The sequence below is a fragment of the Kitasatospora sp. NPDC057738 genome, from assembly GCF_042798815.1.
Lineage (GTDB): Bacteria > Actinomycetota > Actinomycetes > Streptomycetales > Streptomycetaceae > Kitasatospora > Kitasatospora lactacystinica.
On record NZ_JBHVJT010000072.1, the window covers coordinates 25,785 to 51,312 of the forward strand.

The following is a 25,528-nucleotide window of genomic DNA, read 5'->3' on the forward strand; positions in this document are numbered from 1 at the left end:
CCCGCGTGGATGAGAGACAGGGTGACGCCTCTCACACGGGCTTGTCGAGTACGCCTCCGAATCGTGACCTTGCGGTGAAGGTGCGGAACCGGCGGCGGCGGGCCTTGCGTCTGATCGGTGAACAGGCCGCGGCGCGACCGGGTGGCGACAATAAGCGCCGGTCGGGCGGGGTGTGTGCGGCCGGAACGGCCGCCGGTGGCGGAGACTGTACAGGTACACGGGGCGGGGCGTCGGCTTCCCGAAATCGGGTTCGCCGGTGCCCCGCCGGGCGTTGAGGAGGCTGGGATACGTGGGCGAGTCCCCCGACAGGGTGCTGAGGGACGGCGACGAGCGGCAGCGCGACCGCGAGCGCGAACGGACCGGTACGGCGGCGTCGGCCGCCGGGCCGGCCGAGGGCGGCTCCGGTACGGCTGCTGACGGGCCGTCGGCAACGGCCGCCGACGAGGCGACCGCCGAGACCTCCTCCGACACCTCCTCGGACAGCCCCGCGGAGGCCTCCGGCGAGGCGGCCCCGAAGGCGCCCGCCGACGCTCCGGAGGCGGCGCCCAAGGGCGGCTCGACCGTACAGCTCCGCGTCCGGGATGTGGACAGCCGGACGACGATGCTGCGGCTGCCGGTGGACAACAGCACCACCGCGCTGCGGCTGCCCGACGAGCTGGTGAAGGCCGCCGGCAAGGGGAGTTCCGAAGGTGGGGAGGGGGAGAAGGCGACGTCGCCGGAAACCGCGGAGGAGACCGCGCCCGCCGGGCGTCCGGTCGCCGCCGACCCGCGTCTCGCCATGCGGACGGGTGCCACGGCGGCCGGGAAGGCCGGGCGGAAGGCGGCCGAGCCGTCCGGGGAGACCGGCTCCGAGGGCGACTCCGAGGGCGGCCCGGGGTCCTCGGCCGCACCGGCCGGGACCGCGGACGAGGCGGAGAAGGCGGCCGACGAAGCGGCCGACAATGCCGACAACGCTCGTAACACGGACAACTCCCGCAAGGCCGACGGCACCGACGGGGCCGGCGGCGCGGAGCGGACCGGGAAGGCCGAGCAGACCGGCTCCGCCGAGAAGAGCGAGCAGACCGAGAAGACCGGGAAGACCGGGGACGCCGGAACCGAGGACGACCCGGAGGACACCGGGGACCCCGAGGACGCCGAGGACGCCGACGCCGAGGACGCTCCCGCCATCGGCTCCGTGACCCTCGCGCTGACCAGGACCGGGCAGCCCGGTCAGCGGCCGGACCGGGCCGAGAAGCTGGAGAAGCCCGCGCCGCCGCGCGCCTCCGCCGCGGGCACCGCCGCCCCGGCCGGCACCGTGCCGGAGCCGAAGCCCGAGCCGCGTCCGGAGCCCGGGCCCGTTCCCGAGCCGGAGCCGACCCCCGGCCGGACGCCGCTGCCGAAGCCGGCCCCCGTGCCCGCGCCCGTGCCGGCCCCGAAGCCGCTGCCGGAGCCCGACCCGCGGCCGGTGCCGCCGGTCCCGCCGCTGCCCAAGCCCGAGCCGCTGCCCGCACCGGAGCCGCTGCCGTCGCCGGAGAACACCGCCGAGGCGATGGAGGTCCTGGCCTCCCTCAACGCCCGCCCGGTCTCACCGCTGCGGCGCGCCCTCAAGCGGGTGACCATCTGGACGGTCTTCCTCGCCGTGGTGCTCGGCGCGCTCGCGGTGGCCCAGCTGCTGCGCCCGCTGCCCGACCCCAAGCTGAAGATGACCGCCGCGGGCAGCTACAGCTTCTCCGGCGACGTGCTCGACCTCGCCTGGCCGGCCAAGGGCCAGTCCGCCGCCGAGGTGGTCGGCGTCGGCAGCCTCGGCAGCTCGGGCCAGGAGACGCCGTCCTCGATCGCCAGTGTCACCAAGGTGATGAACGCCTACCTGATCCTGCAGAAGTTCCCCCTGAAGAAGGGGGAGAGCGGCCCGAAGATCACCGTCGACAAGCAGGCCGCGCAGGAGTCCGGCAACGTCGACGAGTCCCGGGTGACGCTCACCGAGGGCCAGGTGCTCACCGAGTACCAGGCACTGGAACTGCTGATGCTGCCCTCGGCCAACAACGTGGCCCGGCTGCTCGCCCGCTTCCACTCCGGCTCCGAGGCCGAGTTCGTCAAGCTGATGAACGACACCTCGGCCAAGTTCGGCATGGCCAACACCATCTACGCCGACCCGGCGGGTTTCAGCGCGGACACCAAGTCCACCGCCAAGGACCAGCTGAAGCTGGCCGAGCAGGTCATGCAGGACGAGATCTTCCGGCAGATCGTCTCCACCCCGGAGACCAACTTCAACAACGCGAAGATCTCCAACACCAACAACCTGATCAACCCGAAGACCGGCGTCATCGGCGTCAAGACCGGCTCCAGCACCCCGGCCGGCGGCTGCCTGATGTGGGCCGCCTACAAGGAGATCGGCGGTGTGCAGCGGCTGATCCTCGGCGTCACGCTGGGCCAGCAGGCCACCTCGCCCAACCCGGGCGACGGCATCCTGCCGACCGTGCTGAAGGTCAGCGGCAAGCAGATCCAGGCCGCGCAGAACGGCGTGACCGGCCAGGTCGTGGTGAAGAAGGGGGACGTCGTCGGCTCGGTGGAGGACGGGCTCGGCGGCAAGGTCGCGGTCGTCGCGACCAAGGACCTGGTGGTGGCGGGCTTCCCCGGCATCTCCGGCACGGTCACCCTGGACACCTCGAAGATCGACCACAGGGGGACGGCCGGCATGGAGGTCGGCGTGCTGCGGGTGGGCGCGGGCGACGGCAAGGCGGAGGTCCCGGTGGCCCTCCAGTCCGACCTGAACCCGCCGTCCATCCAGTCCCGGCTGCTGCGCACGCTGTGAGCCGTCGAGCCGTCGAGCCGTCGAGCCGCCGAGCCGCTGGGCCGCCGAGTTGCTGAGCCACTGAGCCGCTGAGGCATCGAAGGAGGAAGGGGAGCCGGTCCGCACCGGCTCCCCTTCCTCCTTTTCCTCCTTCTCCGCCGGGGCTAGGCGTCCCGGTCGAGCAGCGCGAGCGTGAGACCGCCGAGCGGCGTCACCCGGTCCGGGTCGCCGTACTGGGCGCGGAGCACCTGCGCCTGGTCCGTGGGCATCGCGCCCAGCGGGTCCTGGGTGTCGCCGAGGACCAGCAGCCAGATCCGGGACACCCCGCCCAGGCAGTCCGCCGGCTGCGGGCAGGGCATCGGCGAGAGCTCCCCGGCGTCGTCGGCGCTCTGCGCGACGAAGACCGGATAGGGGCGCACGTCCGAGGGCAGGTAGTAGTCGACGCCGGGCCAGGCCAGCGCCCAGGACTGGTCGCCCAGCGGGGCCGCCATCCCGTCCCCGGAGCGGTAGCCGGCCGAGATCTCCCGGGCCGCCGCCTTGAACGGCTCCTCCGAGCCGTTGTGCGAGCCCACGTACCGAACCTCGGGCTGCCGCGGCAGCGACGCCACGGCCGGTACCGCGAGCAGCCCGACCGTCAGCAGCCCGGCCGCCGCGACGGCCCCCCGGGGGGCCCGGCCGCGTCGCCGGGCCAGGGCCGCCGCCGCGCCGTACAGCGCCCCGGCGCCGCCGCCGGCCAGCACCGCCCAGGCGGGCACCGTGAACAGCAGGTACCGCCCGAGGAAGTACGAGGTGTCGGTCAGGCGGGACACCAGCCAGACGCCCACCACCGGCAGCTCCGCGAGCAGCAGCGCCTGCCAGGCCCGGATCCGCCGGCCGGGCAGCGCCAGTGCCAGCAGCGCCAGCGGGACGAAGGCGTAGAACACGACGTCCGAGCCGAACAGGCGCTCCCCGAAGTAGGCGAGGCCGCGCAGGGAGGGGGTCGGTATCCAGCCCAGCTGCCGGTCCGACTGCCGGCTGCCCAGCAGCACCACCGGCAGCACCGGCAGCGCCGCCACCGCGACCGCCACCGGGTAGTGCCACAGCAGTCGCCGGTCCGTCTCCGGTCGGGTGCGCCACAGGTGCAGCGCCAGGAGCGCCACCTGCCCGGCGACCGTGCTGAAGGACACCAGGTGCCCGGCGCCGGCCAGCGCCATGGCCACGCAGTACGGCGCCCAGCGCCGCCAGGTCGGCCGCTCCAGCGCCCGCAGCAGGAAGTACGAGGCCGCCGCGATCGCGCAGGTAACCAGCGCGTAGGAGCGCGCCTCCTGGGCGTAGCGGGAGATCTCCGGGGGGACGGAGAACAGCAGTCCGGCCCCGACCGCCGCCACCCTGCTGCCGAACAGCCGCTCGGCGGTGAGCGCCACGAACGCCGCCGCCCCGGCCATCGCCAGCACGGAGGGTATTCGCAGCGAGACCGTCGAGTCGCCGAACACCGCCGTCCAGCCGTGCATCAGCAGGTAGTACGCGCCGTTGCTGGCGTCGACGTGCTGGAGCAGCCGCAGCAGGTCCCCCAGGGAGCGGGTGGCCACCGTCCAGGTCGCCATCTCGTCCCGCCACAGGTCCGGCGTCCCCAGCCGGTACCCGCCCACCGCCAGCATGACCACCGAGGGCCACACCCACACCTGCCCCAACAGCCGGCCCACCGGGTGCACAGCAGGTTTCATCAGGTCCTTCGTCTCCTTAGCGAGGCGTTCCGGGGCGGATCCCACCCTGCCCGGCAGGCTACTTGAACCGCCCTGACGCCCCGTCGGCCGCCCGCACCCCGCCCGCACCCCCTCCGTCACCCCGCGCCCCACCCCTGATCCGGTACGCTGTGAGCGGCCTGGTAGCACCCGGGCCGCGCCTCAGTAGCTCAGGGGATAGAGCACGGCTCTCCTAAAGCCGGTGTCGCAGGTTCGAATCCTGCCTGGGGCACAGCGAACAAGCAGGTCACAGGCCCTCCGCCCACTCCGGGCGGGGGGCCTGCGGCGTTCCCGGGCCCGGCGCCGCCCGCTGGCTCGCCGCCCGCCGCCCGCCGCCGACCGCCGGGTGCGACCGGCGGCGGGCGGACCGGCCGGCGTCAGGGGCGGCGTACCTCTCCGGGAGGAGACGGCGGAGGCCGCCGTGCGCCCACGGTTTGATCATGAAACAGACCTCGTGCCGACGGGGCGCGGCCGCCGCGCTCCTAGGCTCGTCGAGACCCCTGCCGGAGCACCGTTCCCGGTCAGGGCGGACGAGCCGGGGAACCATGACGACCTACCGATACACCGTGGCCGAGCTGCGCGGCCAGCTGCGCCAACTGCTCCTGAGCGGCGCCGCGATCGCCCTGGGGGTGGCCTTCCTGATCGCCTCCGTCAGCGGCAGCGGGGCGCTGGTGGACTCCTACAGCCAGACCGCGGCCGCCGAGGTCGGCCCCGGCGACATCCAGGTGACCGGGAAGCCCGCGGCCGGCGGGCTGGACGCGGCCGCCGCCGAGCGGGTGCGGCAGACCCCCGGGGTGGCCGCGGTGGCCCCTCGGCTGACCGGCAGGAGCGCCGTGCTGGCCGCCGACGGGCGGCCGCTCGACCGGACCGCCGCGGTCAGCGCCGTCGCCGAGGACCCGGCGCTGCGATGGCAACTGCTCAAGGACGGCCGCTGGCCCGCCGGCCCCGGCGAGGTGCTGCTCGACACCGGGACCGCGCACCGGCTGGACGCCGCCGTGGGTGCCGAGGTCCACCTGACCCGGGCCGACGGCACCGCCGCCACCGCCCGGCTGGTCGGCACCCTGGACGAGCGGGGCGCCCCGAGCCTCGCCGGAGCCCCGATCATCGGCGTCCCGGCGAGCGCGGTCGCCGGCTACGCGACCGGCGTCACCACCGACCGACTCGACGTCAGGGCCACCCCCGGCGCCTCCCGGACCGGGACCGTCGACGCCCTGCGCGCCGCCCTCGGCGCCGACGCCCAGGTGCACACCCGCGCGGCCTCGGTCACCGAGGCGACCCGGCAGAGCAGCACCATGTACGGCGTGGTGCTGGTCGCCGCGCTCTCCTTCGTCCTGATCGCGCTCGCGGTGGCGCGGATGGTGGTCGGCAACACCTTCACGGTCGTGCTCGCCCAGCGGACCCGCCAGCTCGCCCTGCTGCGCTGCGTGGGCGCCGACCGGCAGCAGCTGCGCCGGCTGATCCGCCGCCAGGGACTGCTGCTCGGGGCGGGCGCCTCGGCGGCGGGCGTGCTGCTGGGGGTCGCCCTCGGCGCGCTCGGCACGGCCGTGGTCGGCGGGCTCGACCTCGGACCGGTGCACCTGTCGCTGATGCCCTCCCCGCTGACCTGCCTGCTGGCCGGACTGTTCGGCGTGCTGCTGACCCTGCTGGCCGTACGCGGTCCGGCGAAGGCCGCCGCGGCCGTGCCGCCGATCGCCGCGCTCGGCGGCACCCCCGCGCCGGCCGGCGGGGCGGCCAGGGCGCGGGCCGCGGTGTGGACCTCCGGGCTGCTGCTCGCGGGCACGGTGCTGCTGGTGGCCGGGGCGCTGACCCCGCCGCCGCTGTCGCTGCTCGCCGTCACCGTCGGTGCCATCGCCAACTTCTTCGGGGTGCTGCGGCTGTCCCACCGGGTACTGCCCGCGGTCGTCGCCGTACTGGGCCGCCCCGCCCGCAGGCTCGGCGGGACGGCCGGCCGGCTCGCCACCCAGCAGCTGCGGCTCAACCCCGGCCGCACCGGGGCCACCGGCTCGGCGCTGCTGCTCGGCGTGACCGTGATGGTCGGCGCGGTCACCGCGCTCGACATCACCTCGCAGTCGCTGGTGCCCGTGATGTCCGCGCGCCAGCCCGGCGTCTTCTCGGCGGCCGCCACCGGCGGCGGCGCCCTGCCCACCGGGGCACTCGGTGCCCTCGGCGCCGACCACGGGCTGACCGTCACCCCGGTCCGCTCGGCCACCGTCGACCTCGACGGCCGGCCCACCGTGGTCGCCGCCGTCGACCCCACCCGGCTCAACTCCTCGACGGACGACGTGGACCGGGCCCGCGCACTCACCGAGGGCACCGCACTGAGCGGACTCGGCGAGACCGGGGTGCGGCGGGCCGGCGGCGTCGAGCTGAGGCTCCAACCCGGCCGCAGCAGCCTGCCGTTCACCCTGCAGAGCGGCGCCACCCTGCTGGTGACGCCCACGACCCTGGACCGCCTCGCCCCCGGCGCGCCCGTCACCACGGCCTGGATCTCCCCGGCCGCCGGCGACGACCGGCCGACCGCCCGCCGGGCCCTGGACCGCGCCCTCGCCGACCACCCGCAGGTGACCGTCGCCGACACGGCCGCCCAGGCGGACACCCTGCGCTCGCTGCTGGACCGGCTGAAGACCGTCAGCATGGCCCTGCTGTCCTTCTCCGTCGCCATCGCCGGCCTGGGCGTCGCGGCCACCCTGATGCTCAGCATCAGCGAACGCTCCCGCGAGATCGGCATGCTGCGCGCGATCGGGATGTCGCGCGAGCAACTGCGCCGGATGCTCACCCTGGAGGCGCTGCTGCTCTCGCTGGCCGGCGCGCTGGTCGGCACCGGCCTGGGCGTCACCTACGGCTGGGCGGCCGCCCGCTCGATCACCTCGACGCTGGGAACGGTCGGCACCCCGCCGGTCCTGCCGGTGCTGGCCGCCCTGACCCTGACCGTCCTGGTCGGCCTGGCCGCCGCGGTGCTGCCGGCCCGCCGGGTCGGCCGGATGACCGCGGTGGCGGCGATGCGCGCCTCCTGACCGGGCCGTGGCCGGTGCGCCGGAGCCGACCGCGCCCCGTGCCCCGACGCTCCCGGCCGGGGTGGCCGGCCGGGGTGGCCGCCGAGGTGCGTCAGGCCAGGGTGAAGCGGGCTCGGGGGGCCTGCGGGCGGGCGGTGGCGAGGGCGAGGTCGGCGAGGAGGGACTCGGTTTCGCGGGTGCGGCGCAGGACGTCCGGGTCGAGGTCGACGACGACGAGTTCGCGCCGGTCCTCGCTCGCTTCGGCGATCAGCCGGCCGTCCGGGCCCCAGACCGCGCTCCCGCCGCAGGTGTGCCAGCCGCCGGTGCGGCCGATGTGGTTGGCGAGCACCGTGTAGAGGGTGTTGTCGAGCGCGCGGGCCGGGAACCAGGTGCGGGACTCGTGGTGGCCGTGTCCCATGCTGAACAGCGCGCCGACCAGGTACGCGTGGCAGCCGTCGAGCGCGGCGGCCCGGGCGTGCTCGGGGAAGCCGGAGTCGTAGCAGACGCCGAGCCCGAGCCGCCAGCCGTCCAGCTCCAGGGTGCAGCCGGCCGTCCCGGGGCGGTAGTGCTCGCGTTCGGTCATGAACAGGTGCTGCTTGTCGTAGCGGGTGACGAACTCGCCGTCCGGGCCCAGGACGAGGGCGGAGACGCGCAGGTCGGCGCCGTCCCGTACGGCGGCGCCGACGATGGCGGCGGTGCCGGTCTCGCGGCAGGCCTCGGCGATCGGCGTGAGGCGCGGATCGCCGGTCTGGACGGCGTACTTGACGGGGTCGGCGCTGATCAGCTCGGGCTCGTACCCGGAGAGGACCTTCTCCGCGAACAGCACCAGCCGGGCGCCGGCCCGGGCGGCCTCGCGGATCAGTTCGGCGGCCTGGGCGACGTTGGCGGGTATGTCACCGGCCACGGCCTGGGCCTGGACGGTGGCGATCCGCAGCGGGCGCACGGGGTAACCGGCGGGCGCGGCGGAGGAGATGGGGGCGGTGGGGGCGGTGGTGTCGGGCATGGCCGCCACGCTAGCGCGGTGGTCGGCGGTGGTCGGCGGTGGTCGGCGGTGGTCGGCGGTGGTCGGCGGTGGTCGGCGGTGGCCGGGAGCGGGCCGTGGGTTGACGAGGCCTCAGCGGACGGTCTCGTCGGCCCGGCCGGACGGGTCGCCCGGGACCTCCTCCGGCGGGCCGTGCGGCCCGTCCTCGTCCAGCGGGGCGGCCGTGCGCGAGGAGCGCCCGCCCGACACGACGACCCGCTGGACCCGGTCCCTGGTGCGCCAGTTGACCCGCCGTACGTCCCGGGCCAGGGCGCCGGGGCGCCAGACCTGGATCACGGCGGTCACGGTGCCCAGCACGATGCCGGCGGCCAGCCAGCCGGCCAGGACGTCGCTGGGCCAGTGCACCCCGAGCGCGATCCGGGTCCAGCCGATGGTCAGCACCGTGGCCGCCGCCACCAGGCAGGCGGCGGTGCGGCCGCGCCGGCCGACCCGGTACCAGAGCAGGCCGACCAGGACGGCGCAGGTGATCGCCGAGGCCATGGCGTGTCCGGAGGGGAAGGCCGGGCCGTCGGCGTGCGAGACCGGATCGGTGAAGGAGGGGCGGCTGCGGCCGAAGGCCAGCTTCAGCGCCCACTGGGCGCCCCAGCCGACCAGCGCCTGGGCGGCCACCCAGCCGGCCAGCACCCGTGCGCCGATCAACCAGAGCCACCCGGCGGCGATTCCGAGCAGCATCCGCATCGTGACGGTGCCGCCGATGTCCGAGAGCGTCTGCACGGAGGCGGTCCACACCCGGTGTTCCCGGGCGTAGGTGTGCAGTTCGCCGATCCACTCCTGGTCGAAGCGGACCAGCGGGTGCCACTGGCCGGTCACCGGAGCGGCCAGCAGGCCGAACAGTGCGGCACAGCCCAGCGCGAGCGCGGTGTCCCGAAGGAGACTGCGGTTACGCGCAGTGAGGCGGTTCGTGCCGTTGGTCAGGTGCATGACTGACACCTTCCCAGTGTCCCGTGCCGGGCAAGAGCCGGAGTGATAGCGATTCGGCATCGTTTGTGAGGAGGACCTGCGTGTGCCGGGGTGCGTGCGGCCGCGGAAAGCGGGGAACGCGGGGAACGTCGGCGGCCGTTCGCGGGTTCAACGGGTGGGCGGCGGCAGCGTGTCGGTCGAGTGAAGACATCGCTCCCGGGATAGTTGGCCGATGGTACGGGACGCGTCCGACCGGTCACTCAGCGTTCGAGGCCGGGGTGAAAACCGGCAGGATACTGCATCGCCGGGAAGAATCTGAGTGACTTGGGAATGTTGTCCGGATTCTGTTCGTTGGATCGTTACGTGTGTGCCTCCAGGGGCCCGCACTTCTTGCCCTCACGAGGCAGGCAGGCAGACCTCGGCAATACCAGCAAAGGGAGCAAGCATGGCCACCCGTGCCGTCGTTCGCGACAGGGCCGACCGGAGTCGCGCGGCCCGCCCGACCAACCTTGAGGCCGACCGCGACCTGGTCGGCATGTACCTCGACGAGATCGCCAGGACACCCCTGCTCGATGCCGCCGAGGAGGTCGAGCTCTCGCTGCGGATCGAGGCCGGCGTGTACGCCCAGCACCTGATGGACGAGGGCGGACTCCCCGACGGCGTCACGCGCGAGGAGCTGGAGACGGTAGCCGCCGACGCCGAGCGCGCCAAGGACGTCTTCATCCGGTCCAACCTCCGGCTCGTGGTCGCCGTCGCCCGTCGCTACCCGCGCAGCGGCCTGCCGCTGCTGGACCTCATCCAGGAGGGCAACGCGGGCCTGGTGCGCGCCGTCGAGAAGTTCGACTACGCCAAGGGCTTCAAGTTCTCCACGTACGCGACGTGGTGGATCCGGCAGGCGATCACCCGGTCCATCGCCGACCAGTCCCGCACCATCCGGCTGCCCGTGCACCTGGTGGAGGAGCTCGGGCGGATCCGGCGGGTGCAGCGGGAGAAGTCCAAGGAGCTGGGCCGTGAGGCGGAGCCGGCCGAGATAGCGGCCGAGCTGGACACCACCGAGGCCCGGATCAAGGACGTGCTGGACTGGGCGCGCGACCCGGTCAGCCTCAACATGTCGGTCGACGACGAGGGCGAGACCCAGTTCGGTGACCTCGTCGAGGACACCGGGGCCACGTCCCCCGAGGACGCCGTGATGGTCATGCTCCGCCGCGAGGAACTGGACGACCTGATCGGGCGGTTGGACGACCGCACCGCCTCGATCATCCGCTCCCGCTACGGAATGGAGGACGGCCGTGAGCGCACCCTCACCGAGGTGGGCAAGCAGCACGGCCTCACCCGCGAGCGGATCCGCCAGATCGAGAAGCACGCGCTGGCCGAGCTGAAGAAGATCGCCGACCACGCGGGCTTCGAAGCCGCCTGACAGGCCACCCGACAGGCCACCCGGCAGTTGCCGCCTGGCAGGCCGCCCGACAGCCCGTCCGACGGGCCGGCCGGGCCCGCTGGCCGAGCCCTCATCCGGGCCCTGGCGCGGAGCGTTCCGCACCGGGGCCCGAGGCGTGCCGCGGGGCTCTTAGGCTGGAGGGGAGGGACGAGTGGACGGAGTGGACGGCGTGAGCGAGCAGGGGCAGGAAAAGGGCCAGGAGCAGGACCGGGCGCAGGAGCCCCGGGAGGCTGCGGCCGCCAAGGCCCGGCTGGTCTTCCGGGACCCGTTGGACCAGCAGTCCAGCGACGACACCGATGCGGGCTGGGGTGCCCGCCCCGGGGCGGGGGAGGGTGGTGGACGGGGGCTGGACTGGTACCTGAGTCAGCGCCCGCCGCACCACGGGGGCTGAGGAACGGGGACCGGGCGCCGACCGGCACCCGTCGGTCAGCGCAGCGGCGCGACCAGCGCGTCGCGGATCTCGGTCAGCAGGGTGACCTCCTTGGCTTCGAGGTCCGCCGCCTTCTCGGCGAGGGTCTTGCGGTGGGCCGCCAGCTTGTTCATGGGCACGATCAGAACGAAGTAGACGACCGCCGCGGTGATCAGGAACTGGATTGCGGCGCTGAGCACCGATCCCCACAGGATGAGGATTCCGGACGTGACCTCGCCGGTCGGGCTCACCTCGCAGGGCCCCTTGAGGCAGGAACTGTAGGACGCGAGGTCCTTCGTCCCGAAGACGCCGACGAGTGGATTGATCACGCCCTTGACGAAGGCGTTGACGATGTTGGTGAAAGCCGCGCCGATGACCACGGCCACGGCGAGGTCGATGACATTTCCACGCAGCAGGAATTCCTTGAAGCCCTTCATGCCGCCTCGAACGACGAAGTCGCCCCCCGGTTACGGGTGATCTTCCGCAGTCCCGGATTGACAACCCGTCCGGCCCAGCGCGCCCCCCTGGGGCGGCGGCAGACCGGCCCGCGCGGGCCCCAGCGCCAGCGCCGCCGCCACCGCGAGCAGCACCAGGACGGGCACCCCGGCCCGCCGTCGCACCGCACTGCGCCAGCGGTGCCACCCGCCGCACCCGCGCCGGATCGGCGGGAAGCCCGGCAGCTCCTGCCGGGGCGGCACGGCGGGCGCGGGCAGCGGGAGGGGTAGGGGCAGGGAGAAGTTCGCGGTCGTCATCGACGCACCTCCGGAGTGTCGGCGGCCCGGCCCCTCGCGGACCGGATGCCCACACGATGAGCGTTTCCGGCGAACTCGGACAGCAATTTCCCCAGGCCTGTGGACAACCGGGCCCTGTGGACAACTTCGTTCACCCGCACGAGTTGCTCCGGCCCGTCCGGGGTGACGGAAAGCCCATGGGGCCGCAGCGGGGCAAGAAGGGGAGGAGGGGGGAAGCGGGGGAAGAGGGGAAAGCGGGGAGGCCGACGGCCGGAGCCGACGGGAACGCGGAAAGGCCCGCCGTCCCCGCGTGGAAGCGGGGCCGACGGGCCTCTCCGAGGTCTGCGGGCCGTCCCGGGCCGATGGCCCGGTGCCGAGGTCAGCTCGCGGCGGGAGCCGGGCTGGACGACGACGAGGAGCCGGAGCTCGACGACGAGGACGAAGCCGAGGAGGACGTGGACGTGGCGGACGACGTCGAGGGGGTCGACGACGACCCGGCGCCCACCGTGCTGCTGGAGGACGAGCGGCTGTCGGTCCGGTAGAAGCCGGAGCCCTTGAACACGACGCCCACGGCCGAGAAGACCTTGCGGAGTCGTCCCTGGCAGTCGGGGCACGTGGTCAGCGCCTCGTCGGTGAACTTCTGCACCGCCTCCAGGCCGTTGCCGCACTCGGTGCACTGGTACTGGTACGTGGGCACTTGTCTTCCTCCTGGCACTCTCGCCTGATGAGTGCTAACGATGGTCAATGATGCGGCATTCCGCGGGATCAGTCCAGCGACTCCGGTGTGAGATGGGCCGGGCCCGGCCACCGGACCGCCTCCCGCTCAGCCCTTGGCCGCGCCCACCAGCCGTCCGGCACCGCCGTGCTCCGCCGGGACGTCGCCCGAACCCCGGGCCGGAGCGGTGCCCGCGACGGCCGCCCCGGGTCCCGGTGCCACCAGCAGGTGCCGCAGCGAGAGCAGCACGATCAGCCCCAGTCCGGCCCCGGCCACCGGCACCAGGAACCCGGTCGAGGGCCCGTGCCCGTCGATAAGCCGGCCCGCCGCCATCGAGCCGACGGCCAGCCCCAGCCCGATCGCGCCGGTCAGCCAGGTGAAGGCCTCCGTCTTGGCCCCGTCCGCGACCAGCGTCTCGACCAGGGTGTAGCCGCTGATCAGGGTCGGCGCGATGGCCAGTCCGCAGACCAGCCCGGCGACGGTCAGCGCGACCAGGTTGGGCATCGCCCACAGCACCGAGCAGCCCAGCACCAGCAGGGTGTAGCTGATCAGCATCCGCTGCTGCACCGGCCGCCGCCAGGCGATCACGCCGTACAGCACGCCGGCCAGCATCGAGCCGCCGGCGAAGATCCCGTACACGGTGCCGCCGGCGTCGTGCTGCCCGACCGAGTCGGCGAAGGCGTTCACCGACACCTGCATGCCGCCGAACACCGCGCCGACCCCGAGGAAGGTCCCGGCCAGCAGGCGGACGCCGGGGGAGGCGAGCGCCGAGGCGCGCTTGGTGCCGGGCTGCGGCACGATCCGGGCCGGGGCGGTGCGCCGCTGGGCGGCGAAGGCCAGGCCGCCGACGAGGGTCAGCGCGGCCTCGGCGACCAGGGCGGTGGCCGGGTTGGCGAGGGCGGCGATGCCGGAGGCCAGGATCGGGCCGATCACGAAGGTGAACTCGTCCGTCACGGACTCGAAGGCGAAGGCGGTGCTCACCCGGGCCGCGGAGGCGTCGGAGGCGCCGTCCGCGGTGAACGTGGCCACCCAGCGGGCCCGGACCATCGCGCCGACCTGCGGAACGCTCGCACCGGCCGGGACGGCGGCCAGGAACAGGCTCCAGGCGGGCGCGTGACCGAGCGCGAGCGCGATCAGCGCGCCGACCGCGGCCGCGTGCACCAGGACGGTCGGGACGAGCACCGCGGCCTGGCCGTAGCGGTCCGCGAGCCGCCCGGTCTGCGGCCCGACCAGGGCCTGGGCGACGGCGGCGACCGCGGTGACCGTACCGGCGGTGCCGTACGAGCCGTGGGTCCGGGTGACGAGCAGCAGGATGCCCATGCTGAGCATCGCGTACGGCAGCCGCGCGACGAGGGCGGGGGACAGGAACGTCCAGGCCCCGGGCGTGCGCAGCAGCTCGCCGTACCCGACGCGGGCGGGGGCCGGAGCTGCGGGGGTGGCCGCGTGGTCCGCGGCGGTGTCGACCGTTCGGCGCGCCGTCACGGTCGGTCCTTCCTGCTGCCTGGTAGCGCGGCAGGGCATGGTGTGGCCCCGACGGCGCCGAGAGTCGTCCTCTCGCGCGTCGACCGGGGTAGATACCGGGCCGGTCCGGCGTGGTGGCCGGGAGCCGGACCGCGGCCGCCGAGCGGTCGCGCCAACTCTGCGTCAGGCAGAAATTGGGGGTGGTCTAGCGGTGGTTATACGGATGATCGAACCATCGTATCAGTTACGCGCGTAGATACCCTCGGCCGACCCTCGGCCGACCCAGGCCCCTCCGGCCTGCCCCAGCCGTGACGGGCCGGAGGAGCCGGGCGGGCCGGGCGAGCCGGAGCGGCCGTGACGGCCCGCCCCAGCCGGTTTCGAGCAGTGAAGGGGCCGAGCCGAGCCGACCCCCGCGCTCACCGCCCGTTCAGCCACCCCGCGAGCTTGCCGCCCTTGTCCACGGCCCGCAGCCGCCGCTCCGCCGCCTCGCCGACCTCGTCCGTGGTGACCACCAGCAGTTCGTCCCCGCCGCGCAGCACCGTCGCCTTGTCCGGCACGAAGGAGTTCCCCTCCCGCACGACCAGGGTGACAGCGGCCCCCTTGGGCAGCCGCAGTTCGCTGATCTCCACGCCCGACATCTTCGAGGTGGGGGAGAGCGCGACCGACAGCAGGTGCCCGTGCAGCTTCTCCAGCGGGGCGGACTCGATGCCCAGGTCCTGGCCCATGTCGCCCTCGTCGATCCGCAGCCGCTTGGCCACCCACGGCAGGGTCGGCCCCTGGAGGAGGGTGAAGACGACGACGAGGATGAAGACGATGTTGAAGACGTCCTCGGCCCGGTGCGCGCCGGACACCACCGGGATGGTGGCCAGCACGATGGGCACCGCCCCGCGCAGTCCGGCCCAGCTCAGCAGCGCCTGCTCGCGGGCCGGCACCTTGAACGGGGTGAGCGAGACCATCACCGACAGCGGTCGTGCCAGGAACACCAGCACTCCGCCGATCACCAGCGCGGGCACCACCGCGTCGCCCATGGTCTCGGGCGTGACGAGCAGCCCGAGCAGCACGAACATGCCGATCTGCCCGATCCATGCCAGTCCGTCGGCGAAGCCCCGGACGGCGGGGCCGTGCGGCAGCTTGGAGTTCCCGAGTATCACCGCGCTGATGTAGACGGCGAGGAAGCCGGAGCCGTGCAGCAGCGCGCCGCCGGCGTACGCGAGCACGGTGAGCGCCATCACGGCGATCGGGTAGAGGCCCGAGGAGGGCAGTGCGACGTGCTTGAGCCCGTAGGAGCCCATCTTTCCGACGGCGAGGCCCACCGCGGCGCCGATCGCCAGTTCGGCGGCGATCGTGCCGATCAGGACGTACCAGGTGTCCAGTTCCCCGGTGGTGGCGAAGGCGACGACCAGGATGACCACGGGCGCGTCGTTGAAGCCGGACTCGGCCTCCAGCAGGCCGGTGAGCCGGTGCGGCAGCGGGACCATCCGCAGCACGGAGAAGACGGCGGCCGCGTCGGTCGAGGAGACGATGGCGCCCAGCAGCAGTGAGGTGCGCCAGTCCAGGCCGACCAGCCAGTGCGCGCCGGCGGCGGTGGCGAAGACACTGATGCCGACGCCGACGGTGGCGAGCACGGTCGCGGCCGGCATGACCGGCTTGATCTCCCGCCAGCTGGTCTTGAGGCCGCCCTCGGCGAGGATCACCACGAGTGCCGCGTAGCCGAGCACCTGGGTGAGCTCGGCGTTGTTGAACGTGACGCCGATCCCGTTCTGTCCCAGCGCCACGCCGATCCCGAGATAGATCAGCAGGCTGGGCAGCCCTGATCGGGTGGAGAGGCGGACGGCGCCCACCGCGAACAGCAGGATCACGGAGGACTCAAGCAGGAGCTGGTTCAGATGGGAGACGTTCACGCAGGGGCACCTCGGGCAGGCATGGGCGGGCGGGGTGTCTGGTGGTGCTGTGGGGTGACCCGTTAAGAAGTCGTCAATGCTCCTCTTGCGGATCGTTACGCAGTCTAACATTTTGCCATATCTTTAGCTTGGTCCCCCGTTCACGGTGCCCGGCCGACTCGGCCTAATGTGGTGCCCTGTCACGGCCGCAGGCCCTGGACACGCCCGCCCGCCCCGAAGTCAGGACCGCAAGGACCCAGATGCCCCGCTCGAAGAAGTTCCGGCGCGCCCGTCTGATCGTGATCGTGCTGGTCGTGCTGCTGGTGGCCGGCACCGGCTACGGCGGCTACCGCGGGGTCTCCGCGGTCCGCGCCTCCTTCCCGGAGGTCGACGGCAGCGTCAAGGTGCCGGGCCTGAGCGCGCCCGTCGACGTCAAGCGGGACGCCAACGGCATCCCGCAGCTGTACGCCGACACCGACGAGGACCTTTTCCGTGCCCAGGGCTACGTCCAGGCGCAGGACCGTTTCTGGGAGATGGACGTCCGCCGGCACATCACGGCCGGCCGGCTCTCCGAGATGTTCGGCGACGGCCAGGTCGACACCGACGCGTTCATCCGCACCATGGGCTGGCGGCAGGTGGCGCAGAAGGAGTTCGACACCAAGCTGTCGCCGGAGACCAAGAAGCACCTCCAGGCCTACTCGGACGGCGTGAACGCGTGGCTCGCCGAGCACCCCGGCGGCGCGAAGGCCTCGCTGGAGTACGGCCTGCTCGGCGTCGTCAACGGCGGCTACCGGCCCGAGCAGTGGTCCCCGGTCGACTCGGTGGCCTGGCTCAAGGCGATGGCCTGGAACCTCTCCGGGAACCTCCAGGAGGAGATCGACCGCTCGCTGCTGGCCCAGGACTTCGGCCCCGACAAGATCGCCGAGCTGTACCCGGACTATCCGTACGCCCGCAACGGCACCATCGTGAAGACCGGCGCCGTGACCGGCGACAACTACCGTCCCGCCGACGGCTCCCCGCTGTCCGGGACGGCCGCCGGAACGGCCGCCACCGCCCAGGGCGCGGCGGCCACCAAGGCGATGCTGCAGGGCCTGACCGACCGGGTCGACTCGATGCCGCAGCTGCTCGGCCGCCCCGGCCAGGGCATCGGCTCCAACTCCTGGGTGGTCGCCGGCTCGCACACCACCACCGGCAAGCCGCTGCTGGCCAACGACCCGCACCTCGGCCCCGGCCTGCCCTCGGTCTGGTACCAGATGGGCCTGCACTGCCGGACCGCCTCCCCGGCCTGCCAGTTCGACGTCTCCGGCTTCACCTTCGCGGGCATGCCCGGCGTGATCATCGGACACAACAAGGACATCGCCTGGGGCTTCACCAACCTCGGCGCCGACGTCACCGACCTCTACCTGGAGAAGGTCACCGGCCCGGAGACCTACCAGGTGGACGGCAAGGACGTGAAGTTCGACCTCCGCAAGGAGACCATCAAGGTCGCCGGCGGGGAGGACCGCACCATCACCGTCCGCACCACCCAGACCGGCGCCCCGCTGATCTCCGACCAGAGCAGCGAGCAGCAGAACGTCGGCAAGTACGCACCCAACGGCCAGTCCGCCCCGGACCGCGGCACCAGCGGCTACGGCGTCGCCCTGCAGTGGACGGCGCTCAGCCCCGGCAAGACCATGGACGCCGTCTTCGAACTGGACAAGGCGAAGAACTGGGACGAGTTCCGCGCCGCCGCCAAGGACTTCACCGTCCCCGCGCAGAACCTGATCTACGCCGACGCCAAGAACATCGGCTACCAGGCCCCGGGCAGCATCCCGGTCCGCGGCAAGGGCGACGGCACCCTCCCCTCGCCGGGCTGGGACTCCGCGTACCAGTGGAAGGACCCGATCCCCTTCACCGCGCTGCCCTGGAGCCTCAACCCCTCGGCCGGCTACATCGTCACCGCCAACCAGGCCGTGGTGGACCCGAGCTACAAGTACAACCTGACCAAGGACTGGGAGTACGGCACCCGCGCCAAGGAGATCACCGACCAGATCGAGGGCCTGCTCAAGAACAACGGCAAGATCTCGCCGGACGACATGCAGACCCTCCAGCTGGACAACACCAGCGTGATGGCCAAGACGCTCGTCCCGCTGCTGCTCAAGCAGCCGATCAGCGACCCGTACGTGCGCGAGGCCCAGGACCTGCTGAAGGACTGGAACTTCCACCAGGACGCCGACTCGGCCGCCGCCGCCTACTACAACGGCGTCTGGCGCCAGCTGCTGATCCTGGCCTTCGGCCAGAAGTTCCCGGCCGACCTGCGGGCCAAGGACAACTGCCTGCTGGTCCGCCAGCAGGACGACCCGACCAAGCCGGACAGCTCCACCAAGATCGTCACCGAGTGCGGCACCCGCGAGCCGGGCAAGGCCCAGCCGGACGGCGGCGACCGCTGGACCGAGGTGGTCCGCCAGCAGCTGGAGAAGCCCGACAGCTCGTGGTGGACGTACATCGACGACCAGCACAAGGAGCAGAAGGGCCTGAACAACCTGCTCCAGGAGGCGATGAAGAACGCCCGCCAGGAGCTGACCTCGCTGCTCAGCAAGGACGTCTCCACCTGGAGCTGGGGCCGCCTGCACAAGCTGGAGCTGCGCGAGCAGACCCTCGGCACCGACAACTCCTCGATCGCCTCCGGCGCGGTGCACAAGCTGCTCAACCGCGGCCCGTACCGGCTCTCCGGCGGCTCGGCGGCGGTCGACGCGGCCGGCTGGAACGCGGCGGCCGGCTACCAGGTGGACTGGATCCCGTCGATGCGCATGGTGGTCGACCTGAACGACCTCGACTCCTCGCGCTGGATCAACGTCGGCGGCGCCTCCGGCCACGCCTTCCACGACAACTACAACGACCAGACCGACCTCTGGCTCAAGGGCAAGCTGCTGACCTGGTCCTACTCGCCCGACGCGGTCGAGAAGGCCACCAAGCACAAGCTGGTCCTCACCACCGGCTGACGCCCGGGCGGCCCGGCCACCGGCGGCCCCGTTCCCCCCGAGGGAGCGGGGCCGCCGCCGTTCTCACCCCAGCCTGCGCACCCCCGAGGGCAGCACCGCCAGGTCCACCGGCCGGTCGTGCGGCTCGGCCGGCACCCGCTCCAGCAGCTCGTGCTCGTACAGCAGCACCGCCAGCACCGGCCGCGCGCCCGCCCGCGCCAGCCGGGCCAGCACCCGGTCGTAGCTGCCGCCGCCCCGGCCCAGCCGCAGCCCGGAGCGGTCCACCGCCAGGCCCGGCAGCAGCACCACCGCGGCCCCCGTCACCGCCTGCGGCCCGAGCCGCGGGCCGACCGGCTCCAGCAGCCCGCGTCCGGCCGGGGCCAGCGCGTCGGGCCCCGCGTACTCGGCCCAGTCCAGGTCGTTGTCCGCCAGCAGCACCGGCAGCAGCACCCGCACCCCGCGCGCCCGCAGCGCGTCCAGCAGCGGCCGCGTCCCGGGCTCGGCGCCCACCGAGACGTAGGCGGCCACCGTGGCGCCCGCGGCGGCCAGCTCCCCGGCGTGCGCGGCCAGCGCGCCGGCGGCCTCCGCGCGCTCCTCGGCGGCCAGTTCGCGCCGTTGCGTCAACAGCCGTGTCCTGAGGCCGCTCTTCTCGTTGGGCATCCGATCCTCGTTCATCCGATCCTCCTGGCCTGCGCACCGTCGACGCGCAGAGCCTGACACGCGAAAGGGCACCCCCCATTGACCACCCCGCTGCTGGTCCAGGCCCTGGCCGCACTGAGCGTCCCCGCACTGGCCGGCGCCACCGCCCTCGGACTGCGCGGACGGCGGGAGCGGGCCGGGGCCGCCGCCGGGGCCCAGCGGCTGCGCGGGCGGATCGCCGAACTGGAGGAGCGCTGCGCCGAGCTGGAGCGCACCGCCTCCTGCGACCCGCTCACCGGTGTGTGGAACTACCGCCACCTCCAGCTCACCCTGGACCGGGAGATCGAACGGGCCCGCCGCGCCGAGCACACCGAGCAGGCCGACGGCCCGCGCCCGCTCGCCGTGCTGATGCTGGCCATCACCGGCTTCGACGCGGTCGTCGCCGAGCACGGCCGGGGCCGGGCGGGCGCGGTGCTGCGCGACCTCGCCCAGCGGCTCGCGATGGAGATCCGCCGGGCCGACACCCTCGGCCGCTACGGCGGCGAGGAGTTCCTGGTGGTGCTGCCGGACACCGGGGCCGAGGGCGCCGCGCAGGTCGCCGAGCGGCTGGTCTGGTCGGTCCGCCGGCACCTGCTGCTGGACTGGTCCTCCGGCCCGCGCGAGTCCCGCCAAGCCGCCGGCAACGGCCTGACCGCCGCCGCCGGCATCGCCGTGCTGCCCGAGGACGGCACCCACGCGGCCGTCCTGCTGCGCGCCGCCGACTCCGCGCTCGCCGCGGCCCGGGCGGCCGGCGGCGACTGCTGGCGGCTCTCGTCCCGGCAACTCGGGGAACCCGACCGCCCGGGAACCGATGGCCCCCGAACCGACCGTTCCGAGCAGGCCGGTTGCCCGTCCGATCACGGACCGGATGCCGAACGTGACCGTTCGGGAAAGGCGGGTAGTCTGTCGGCCTGTGTCGGCCGGGACCCCCTCGCCCAGCCGGTCGCGACCCATACGCCAGCCACTGTGGCCGGGCCCCGCGACGTGCTGTCCTAGCCGCCGCCTGCGCTCGGCCGGGCGAAAACGTGCCTGAGTAAGGTAAACGCATGACGACGACCAACTCCCGAGTTCCGGTAACCAAGGCCGTGGTACCCGCGGCCGGACTGGGCACCCGCTTCCTCCCGGCGACCAAGGCCACCCCGAAGGAGATGCTCCCGGTCGTCGACAAGCCGGCGATCCAGTACGTCGTGGAGGAGGCCTCCGCCGCGGGCCTGTCCGACATACTGATGGTCACCGGCCGCAACAAGCGCGCCCTGGAGGACCACTTCGACCGCGCCTACGAGCTGGAGGAGCTGCTGGTCCGCAAGGGCGACGAGCAGCGCCTGGCCCGGGTGCGCGAGTCCGTCGAGCTGGCCAACATGCACTACGTCCGCCAGGGCGACCCGAAGGGCCTCGGCCACGCCGTCTCGGTCGCCGAGCAGCACGTCGCCGGCCAGCCCTTCGCCGTCCTGCTCGGCGACGACCTGATCGACCCGCGCGACCCGCTGCTCTCCCGGATGATCGAGGTGCAGCAGCAGCTCGGCGGCTCGGTCGTCGCCCTGATGGAGGTCGACCCCTCCCAGATCCACCTCTACGGCTGCGCCGCCGTCAAGGCGAACGGCTTCGGCGAGGACGTCTTCCAGGTGACCGACCTGGTCGAGAAGCCCGAGCCCGGCGAGGCCCCGTCCGCCTACGCCGTGATCGGCCGCTACGTCCTCGACCCGCTGGTCTTCGACGTGCTGCGGGAGACCCCGCCCGGCCGCGGCGGCGAGATCCAGCTGACCGACGCCCTGCGCGAGCTGACCAACCGCGAGGCCGCGGACGGCGGCCAGGTGCACGGCGTGCTCTTCAAGGGCCGTCGCTACGACACCGGCGACCGCGCCGACTACCTGCGCGCTATCGTCCGTCTGGCCGCCGAACGCGAGGACCTGGGCCCGGAGTTCCGCTCCTGGCTGCGGGAGTTCGTCGGCTCCGAGATGCAGGCCTGACGCAGGACCGACCACGACAGAGAGCGAGCCGCCGATGACCGGGTCCACCGAGCCCAGCACCACGCCCAGCGCCTGCTGCGACGCCGGAGCGGACCCGGCCCCGGCGGCCCCCCGCCTCTGGACGGTGGACGAGCACCTCGCCGACGTGCTGGCCGCGGTCGGCCCGCTGCCCGCGATCGAGCTCCAGCTGCTCGACGCCCAGGGCTGCCGGCTCGACGAGGACGTGATCGCCGACGGCGACCTGCCGCCCTTCGACAACAGCTCGATGGACGGTTACGCGGTCCGCACCGCCGACACCGAGGGCGCCACCGACACCTACCCGTCGGTGCTCTCGGTGGTCGGCGACATCGCGGCCGGCGCCGACGAACTGCCCAGGGTCGGCCCCGGCCAGGCCGCCCGGATCATGACCGGAGCCCCGCTGCCGCCCGGCGCCCGGGCCGTCGCCCCGGTCGAGTGGACCGACGGCGGCACCGGCACCGGGGTGGCCGCCGCCGCGATGACCGCGCCGGTCCCGGACGAGGAGGTCCGGGTCCTGCGCCCGGTCGCCGAGGGCGCGCACATCCGCCGCCGCGGCAGCGACGTCACGGCCGGCACCCGGGTGCTGGAGGCCGGCACCCGGCTCGGTCCCGCCCAGCTCGGCCTGCTCGCCGCGATCGGCCGGCCCACCGTGAAGGTCCGCCCGCGGCCCCGGGTCGTGGTGCTGTCCACCGGCAGCGAGCTGGTCCAGCCCGGCGAGCCGGTCGGCCCCGGGCAGATCGCCGACTCCAACAGCTTCACCCTCACCGCGGCCGCCCAGGAGGCCGGCGCCATCGCCTACCGGGTCGGCGCCGTCCCGGACGAGGCCGAGCGGCTGCGCGCCGTCCTGGAGGACCAGCTCGGCCGGGCCGACCTGATCGTCACCAGCGGCGGGGTCAGCGTCGGCGCGTACGACGTGGTCAAGGAGGTCTTCGAGTCCTACGGGGGCGTCGACTTCCGGCGCCTGCGGATGCAGCCCGGCAAGCCGCAAGGCTTCGGCCGGATCGGCGGCGCGGCCGGGGTGCCGCTGCTCGCCCTGCCCGGCAACCCGGTGAGCGCCTACATCTCCTTCGAGCTCTTCGTCCGTCCGGTCATCCGCACCATGCTCGGCGCCGCGCAGGTGCACCGCCCGGTCGTCCGCGCGCTCTGCCCGGCGGCGCTGCGCTCCCCGGCGGGCCGGCGGCAGTTCCTGCGCGGCCGCTACTCGGCGGCGGACGGCACGGTGGAGCCGGTGGGCGGCGCCGGGTCGCACCTGGTCGGCGCGCTGGCCCGGGCGAACTGCCTGATCACCGTCCCCGAGGACACCACCGCGCTGCCGGCCGGCAGCGAGGTGGACGTGGTGTTGCTGGACTCCTGATCGGCTCCCCGGACCGGGGAACGGTACGGTAGCGCGGTATTCGACCTGCGCGCCCCTGGAGTTCCCCGTGACGACACCTCCCCCCGGCGACCGCCTCACCCACGTCGACGACCAGGGCGCCGCCCGGATGGTCGACGTCTCCGAGAAGGCCACCACCGCGCGCACCGCGGTGGCGGCCGGCCGGGTGCGGGTCTCCCCGCAGGTGGTCGAGCTGCTGCGCGGCGAGGGCGTGCCCAAGGGCGACGCCCTCGCGGTGGCCCGGATCGCCGGGATCATGGGCGCCAAGAAGACCCCGGACCTGATCCCGCTCTGCCACCCGATCGCGGTCTCCGGCGTCAAGGTCGACCTCGCCGTCGCGGACGACGCGGTCGAGATCACCGCCACCGTGCGGACCGCCGACCGCACCGGCGTCGAGATGGAGGCGCTGACCGCCGTCGCGGTGGCCGGGCTGACCGTCGTCGACATGGTCAAGGCGGTGGACAAGGGTGCCACGATCGAGTCCGTCCGGGTGCTGAGCAAGACCGGCGGCAAGAGCGGCGACTGGTTCGCGCCGGAGGTGGACGCGTGACGGCGCCGGCCGGCGCGGTGCCCGCCGGGAGGGCGCTGGCCGTCACGGTGTCCAACCGGGCCTCGGCCGGGGTCTACGCGGACCGCGGCGGCCCGCTGCTGGTGGCCGGCCTGACCGCGATGGGCTTCACCGCCGACGGCCCCCGGGTCGTCCCGGACGGCGAGCCGGTGGAGGCCGTGCTGCGGGAGGCCGTCGCGGCCGGTTACGACGTGGTGCTGACCACCGGCGGCACCGGCATCTCGCCGATGGACCTCACCCCCGAGATGACCGCCCGGGTGATCGACCGGGCGGTCCCCGGCATCGCCGAGGCCATCCGTGCGTACGGCCGGGAGAAGGTGCCGACCTCGGCGCTCTCCCGCGGGCTCGCCGGGCTCGCCGGACGTACCCTGATCGTCAACCTGCCGGGCTCGACCGGCGGCGTCAGGGACGGCCTGGCCGTCCTGGAGCCGCTGCTCGCCCACGCCGTCGACCAGCTCGGCGGCGGGGACCACCCCCGGCCCGACGCCCCAGCGACCGGGGCTCCAGCATCCAGGAGCGGGCACTGAACGCCGGCTGGCCGGTAGAACTCCACGAGGGGGACGTCGTGCTGCGCCCCATCCGGGCGCGCGACCAGCGCGAGTGGCAGGAGGTGAGCCGCCGCAACCGGGACTGGCTGCGCCGCTGGGAGGCCACCGTGCCGCCCGGCCCGGCGGGTCGGGTGAGCGGCCCCCGGCCGACGTACCGGCAGATGGTCCGCTTCCTGCGCGGCGAGGCCTCGGCCGGCCGGATGCTGCCCTTCGTCGTGCTCCACAAGGGCCGCCTGGTCGGCCAGTTGACCGTCGGCGGGATCACCTGGGGCTCGATGTGCTCGGCGAACATCGGGTACTGGGTGGACGAGGACGTGGCCGGCCGCGGCATCATCCCGACCGCCGTGGCGCTTTCGGTGAACCACTGCTTCCGTACGCTCGGGCTGCACCGGATCGAGGTCTGCATCCGCCCGGAGAACGTCCCGAGCCGGCGCGTGGTGGAAAAGCTCGGCTTCCGCTCGGAGGGAATCCGGCCGCGCTATCTCCACATCGACGGCGACTGGCGCGACCACCTCGTCTACGCGCTGACCGACGAGGAGGTCCCGGAGGGGATGCTGGAGCGCTGGCGGGCGCTCAGTTCCGGGCGCGAGCGCAGTAATTGAATACATGTTCGAAAGAAATATCGATATGGCATCGGAGGGGCACCGGACCCCCACAAATAGCGGCAAAATAGTCGGAGAATCAGCTTGATCACACGACACGCCGCGCCAAATTGCTGCCAGGCCTTCCCCGGCGCCCGTACGGTGTGAATCGTGAGCAGTAGCGGCCTTATCTACGCCGTCATCGTAGGGGCCTGGGCCGCCTATCTGGTGCCGATGTGGCTCCGCAGGCAGGACGAACTCAACGAGGCGCGCCCGACGGAACGCTTCAGCACCGCCATCCGCCTGCTGGCCGGGCGTTCGGGGCTGGAACGGCGGGCGGCCCGGGCCCTGGGCGACGAACCGCGTGACGGCGAACAGAGCGACGACGGTCCTCCCGAACGGGACGGGACCTCCTCCGGCGACCCCGCGCGGGAGCCCGAACCCCCGGTTCGGCGCCCGGCCGAACGGCCGGCCCCCGAGCCGCGGGCCGGCACCGAACGCCGGGCGCGGCTGCTGGCCCGCCGGCGCCGGATGGTCACCGCCCTCTTCTTCTCCTTCGCGCTCGGCGCGGTGGTCGCCGCGGTGGCCGGACTGGCCTTCCTCTGGGTCCCGGCGGTCCCGGCGGTCCTCCTCACCGTGTACATCGGCCACCTGCGCAAGCTGGAGCGCCAGCGGTACGAGGTGAAGCTCGACCGGGTCCGGGCCGCCCAGGCGGCCGAGCGGCTGCGCAAGCGCGAGCAGCAGCGCGCCGAGGCCGCGGCGCCCGGCGCCGCCCC

General features: G+C 73.7%; 20 protein-coding genes, 1 tRNA gene and 1 pseudogene. 13 read left to right on the plus strand and 9 right to left on the minus strand.

All coding sequences use genetic code 11. The features are described 5' to 3' along the window. Positions 1 to 289 precede the first annotated feature (289 nt). Positions 290 to 2,791, plus strand: a complete 2,502-nt coding sequence (locus ACFVGO_RS31020) for a D-alanyl-D-alanine carboxypeptidase family protein (RefSeq protein WP_380635325.1) — start codon at positions 290 to 292, stop codon at positions 2,789 to 2,791. A gap of 143 nt (positions 2,792 to 2,934) precedes the next feature. On the opposite strand, the gene ACFVGO_RS31025 is transcribed toward ACFVGO_RS31020, so the two are convergent. Next, on the minus strand, positions 2,935 to 4,473 hold the full coding sequence (locus ACFVGO_RS31025; RefSeq protein WP_380353988.1) for a glycosyltransferase family 39 protein: 1,539 nt from the start codon (positions 4,471 to 4,473) through the stop codon (positions 2,935 to 2,937). Between the two features lie 177 nt (positions 4,474 to 4,650). Here ACFVGO_RS31025 and ACFVGO_RS31030 point away from each other — a divergent pair. Both ACFVGO_RS31030 and ACFVGO_RS31035 read left to right on the plus strand, forming a co-directional pair. Beyond that, positions 4,651 to 4,723: transfer RNA gene (locus tag ACFVGO_RS31030), tRNA-Arg, on the plus strand. A 313-nt stretch (positions 4,724 to 5,036) separates the two neighbouring features. Beyond that, complete coding sequence (locus tag ACFVGO_RS31035; RefSeq protein WP_359899818.1) at positions 5,037 to 7,505, plus strand: ABC transporter permease; 2,469 nt, start codon at positions 5,037 to 5,039, stop codon at positions 7,503 to 7,505. 91 nt (positions 7,506 to 7,596) lie between these two features. Here ACFVGO_RS31035 and ACFVGO_RS31040 read toward each other — a convergent pair whose 3' ends face one another. Together ACFVGO_RS31040 and ACFVGO_RS31045 are read right to left on the minus strand one after the other, a co-directional pair. Then, complete coding sequence (locus ACFVGO_RS31040; protein WP_359899816.1) at positions 7,597 to 8,487, minus strand: carbon-nitrogen hydrolase family protein; 891 nt, start codon at positions 8,485 to 8,487, stop codon at positions 7,597 to 7,599. 111 nt (positions 8,488 to 8,598) lie between these two features. After that, on the minus strand, positions 8,599 to 9,447 hold the full coding sequence (locus ACFVGO_RS31045; RefSeq protein WP_359899814.1) for a phosphatase PAP2 family protein: 849 nt from the start codon (positions 9,445 to 9,447) through the stop codon (positions 8,599 to 8,601). Between the two features lie 424 nt (positions 9,448 to 9,871). On the opposite strand from ACFVGO_RS31045, the gene ACFVGO_RS31050 reads away from it, so the two are divergent. Both ACFVGO_RS31050 and ACFVGO_RS31055 read left to right on the plus strand, forming a co-directional pair. Beyond that, positions 9,872 to 10,843 (plus strand): sigma-70 family RNA polymerase sigma factor, encoded by a 972-nt coding sequence (locus tag ACFVGO_RS31050; protein WP_380635329.1) that lies wholly within the window; start codon positions 9,872 to 9,874, stop codon positions 10,841 to 10,843. A 190-nt stretch (positions 10,844 to 11,033) separates the two neighbouring features. Further along, positions 11,034 to 11,255, plus strand: coding sequence for a hypothetical protein (locus ACFVGO_RS31055; RefSeq protein ID WP_359899810.1), 222 nt, complete (start codon positions 11,034 to 11,036; stop codon positions 11,253 to 11,255). 35 nt (positions 11,256 to 11,290) lie between these two features. Here ACFVGO_RS31055 and mscL read toward each other — a convergent pair whose 3' ends face one another. From mscL to ACFVGO_RS31080, 5 genes are all read right to left on the minus strand, one after another. Continuing rightward, entirely contained in the window at positions 11,291 to 11,710 is a 420-nt protein-coding gene (gene mscL, locus ACFVGO_RS31060) for a large conductance mechanosensitive channel protein MscL (RefSeq protein WP_359899808.1), read from the minus strand. 30 nt (positions 11,711 to 11,740) lie between these two features. Next, positions 11,741 to 12,025, minus strand: coding sequence for a hypothetical protein (locus ACFVGO_RS31065; RefSeq protein ID WP_359899806.1), 285 nt, complete (start codon positions 12,023 to 12,025; stop codon positions 11,741 to 11,743). A 358-nt stretch (positions 12,026 to 12,383) separates the two neighbouring features. Next, the gene (locus ACFVGO_RS31070) at positions 12,384 to 12,701 is read right to left on the minus strand and encodes an FmdB family zinc ribbon protein (protein WP_359899804.1); all 318 of its coding nucleotides are present in this window, start codon (positions 12,699 to 12,701) and stop codon (positions 12,384 to 12,386) included. A 126-nt stretch (positions 12,702 to 12,827) separates the two neighbouring features. After that, positions 12,828 to 14,201 carry an MFS transporter gene (locus ACFVGO_RS31075; protein ID WP_380635332.1) on the minus strand — a complete coding sequence of 458 codons (1,374 nt, stop codon included), beginning with the start codon at positions 14,199 to 14,201 and terminating at the stop codon, positions 12,828 to 12,830. 395 nt (positions 14,202 to 14,596) lie between these two features. Beyond that, the gene (locus tag ACFVGO_RS31080) at positions 14,597 to 16,081 is read right to left on the minus strand and encodes a potassium/proton antiporter (protein ID WP_380353977.1); all 1,485 of its coding nucleotides are present in this window, start codon (positions 16,079 to 16,081) and stop codon (positions 14,597 to 14,599) included. Between the two features lie 239 nt (positions 16,082 to 16,320). Between ACFVGO_RS31080 and ACFVGO_RS31085 the strand changes: the two genes are divergently transcribed. Next, complete coding sequence (locus ACFVGO_RS31085; RefSeq protein ID WP_359899800.1) at positions 16,321 to 19,041, plus strand: penicillin acylase family protein; 2,721 nt, start codon at positions 16,321 to 16,323, stop codon at positions 19,039 to 19,041. 63 nt (positions 19,042 to 19,104) lie between these two features. Here the strand turns inward: ACFVGO_RS31085 and ACFVGO_RS31090 are convergent, their stop codons facing one another. Continuing rightward, complete coding sequence (locus ACFVGO_RS31090; protein ID WP_380353975.1) at positions 19,105 to 19,695, minus strand: 5-formyltetrahydrofolate cyclo-ligase; 591 nt, start codon at positions 19,693 to 19,695, stop codon at positions 19,105 to 19,107. A gap of 63 nt (positions 19,696 to 19,758) precedes the next feature. Between ACFVGO_RS31090 and ACFVGO_RS31095 the strand changes: the two genes are divergently transcribed. The 7 genes and pseudogenes from ACFVGO_RS31095 to ACFVGO_RS31125 all read left to right on the plus strand — a co-directional run. After that, positions 19,759 to 20,694 (plus strand): GGDEF domain-containing protein, encoded by a 936-nt coding sequence (locus ACFVGO_RS31095; RefSeq protein WP_359899796.1) that lies wholly within the window; start codon positions 19,759 to 19,761, stop codon positions 20,692 to 20,694. A 50-nt stretch (positions 20,695 to 20,744) separates the two neighbouring features. Further along, positions 20,745 to 21,665: a UTP--glucose-1-phosphate uridylyltransferase GalU gene (galU, locus tag ACFVGO_RS31100; protein ID WP_359899794.1), complete on the plus strand. Its 921-nt coding sequence runs from the start codon at positions 20,745 to 20,747 to the stop codon at positions 21,663 to 21,665. 34 nt (positions 21,666 to 21,699) lie between these two features. After that, on the plus strand, positions 21,700 to 23,037 hold the full coding sequence (gene glp, locus ACFVGO_RS31105) for a gephyrin-like molybdotransferase Glp (RefSeq protein ID WP_359899792.1): 1,338 nt from the start codon (positions 21,700 to 21,702) through the stop codon (positions 23,035 to 23,037). 127 nt (positions 23,038 to 23,164) lie between these two features. Continuing rightward, the gene (moaC, locus tag ACFVGO_RS31110) at positions 23,165 to 23,605 is read left to right on the plus strand and encodes a cyclic pyranopterin monophosphate synthase MoaC (protein WP_380635337.1); all 441 of its coding nucleotides are present in this window, start codon (positions 23,165 to 23,167) and stop codon (positions 23,603 to 23,605) included. After that, entirely contained in the window at positions 23,602 to 24,150 is a 549-nt protein-coding gene (locus ACFVGO_RS31115) for a MogA/MoaB family molybdenum cofactor biosynthesis protein (RefSeq protein WP_359899788.1), read from the plus strand. Before moaC ends, ACFVGO_RS31115 begins: the two co-directional genes overlap by 4 nt. Next, positions 24,147 to 24,773 (plus strand): GNAT family protein, encoded by a 627-nt coding sequence (locus tag ACFVGO_RS31120; protein ID WP_359899884.1) that lies wholly within the window; start codon positions 24,147 to 24,149, stop codon positions 24,771 to 24,773. Before ACFVGO_RS31115 ends, ACFVGO_RS31120 begins: the two co-directional genes overlap by 4 nt. A gap of 150 nt (positions 24,774 to 24,923) precedes the next feature. After that, positions 24,924 to 25,528, plus strand: a pseudogene (locus tag ACFVGO_RS31125) (hypothetical protein); the annotation flags it as partial.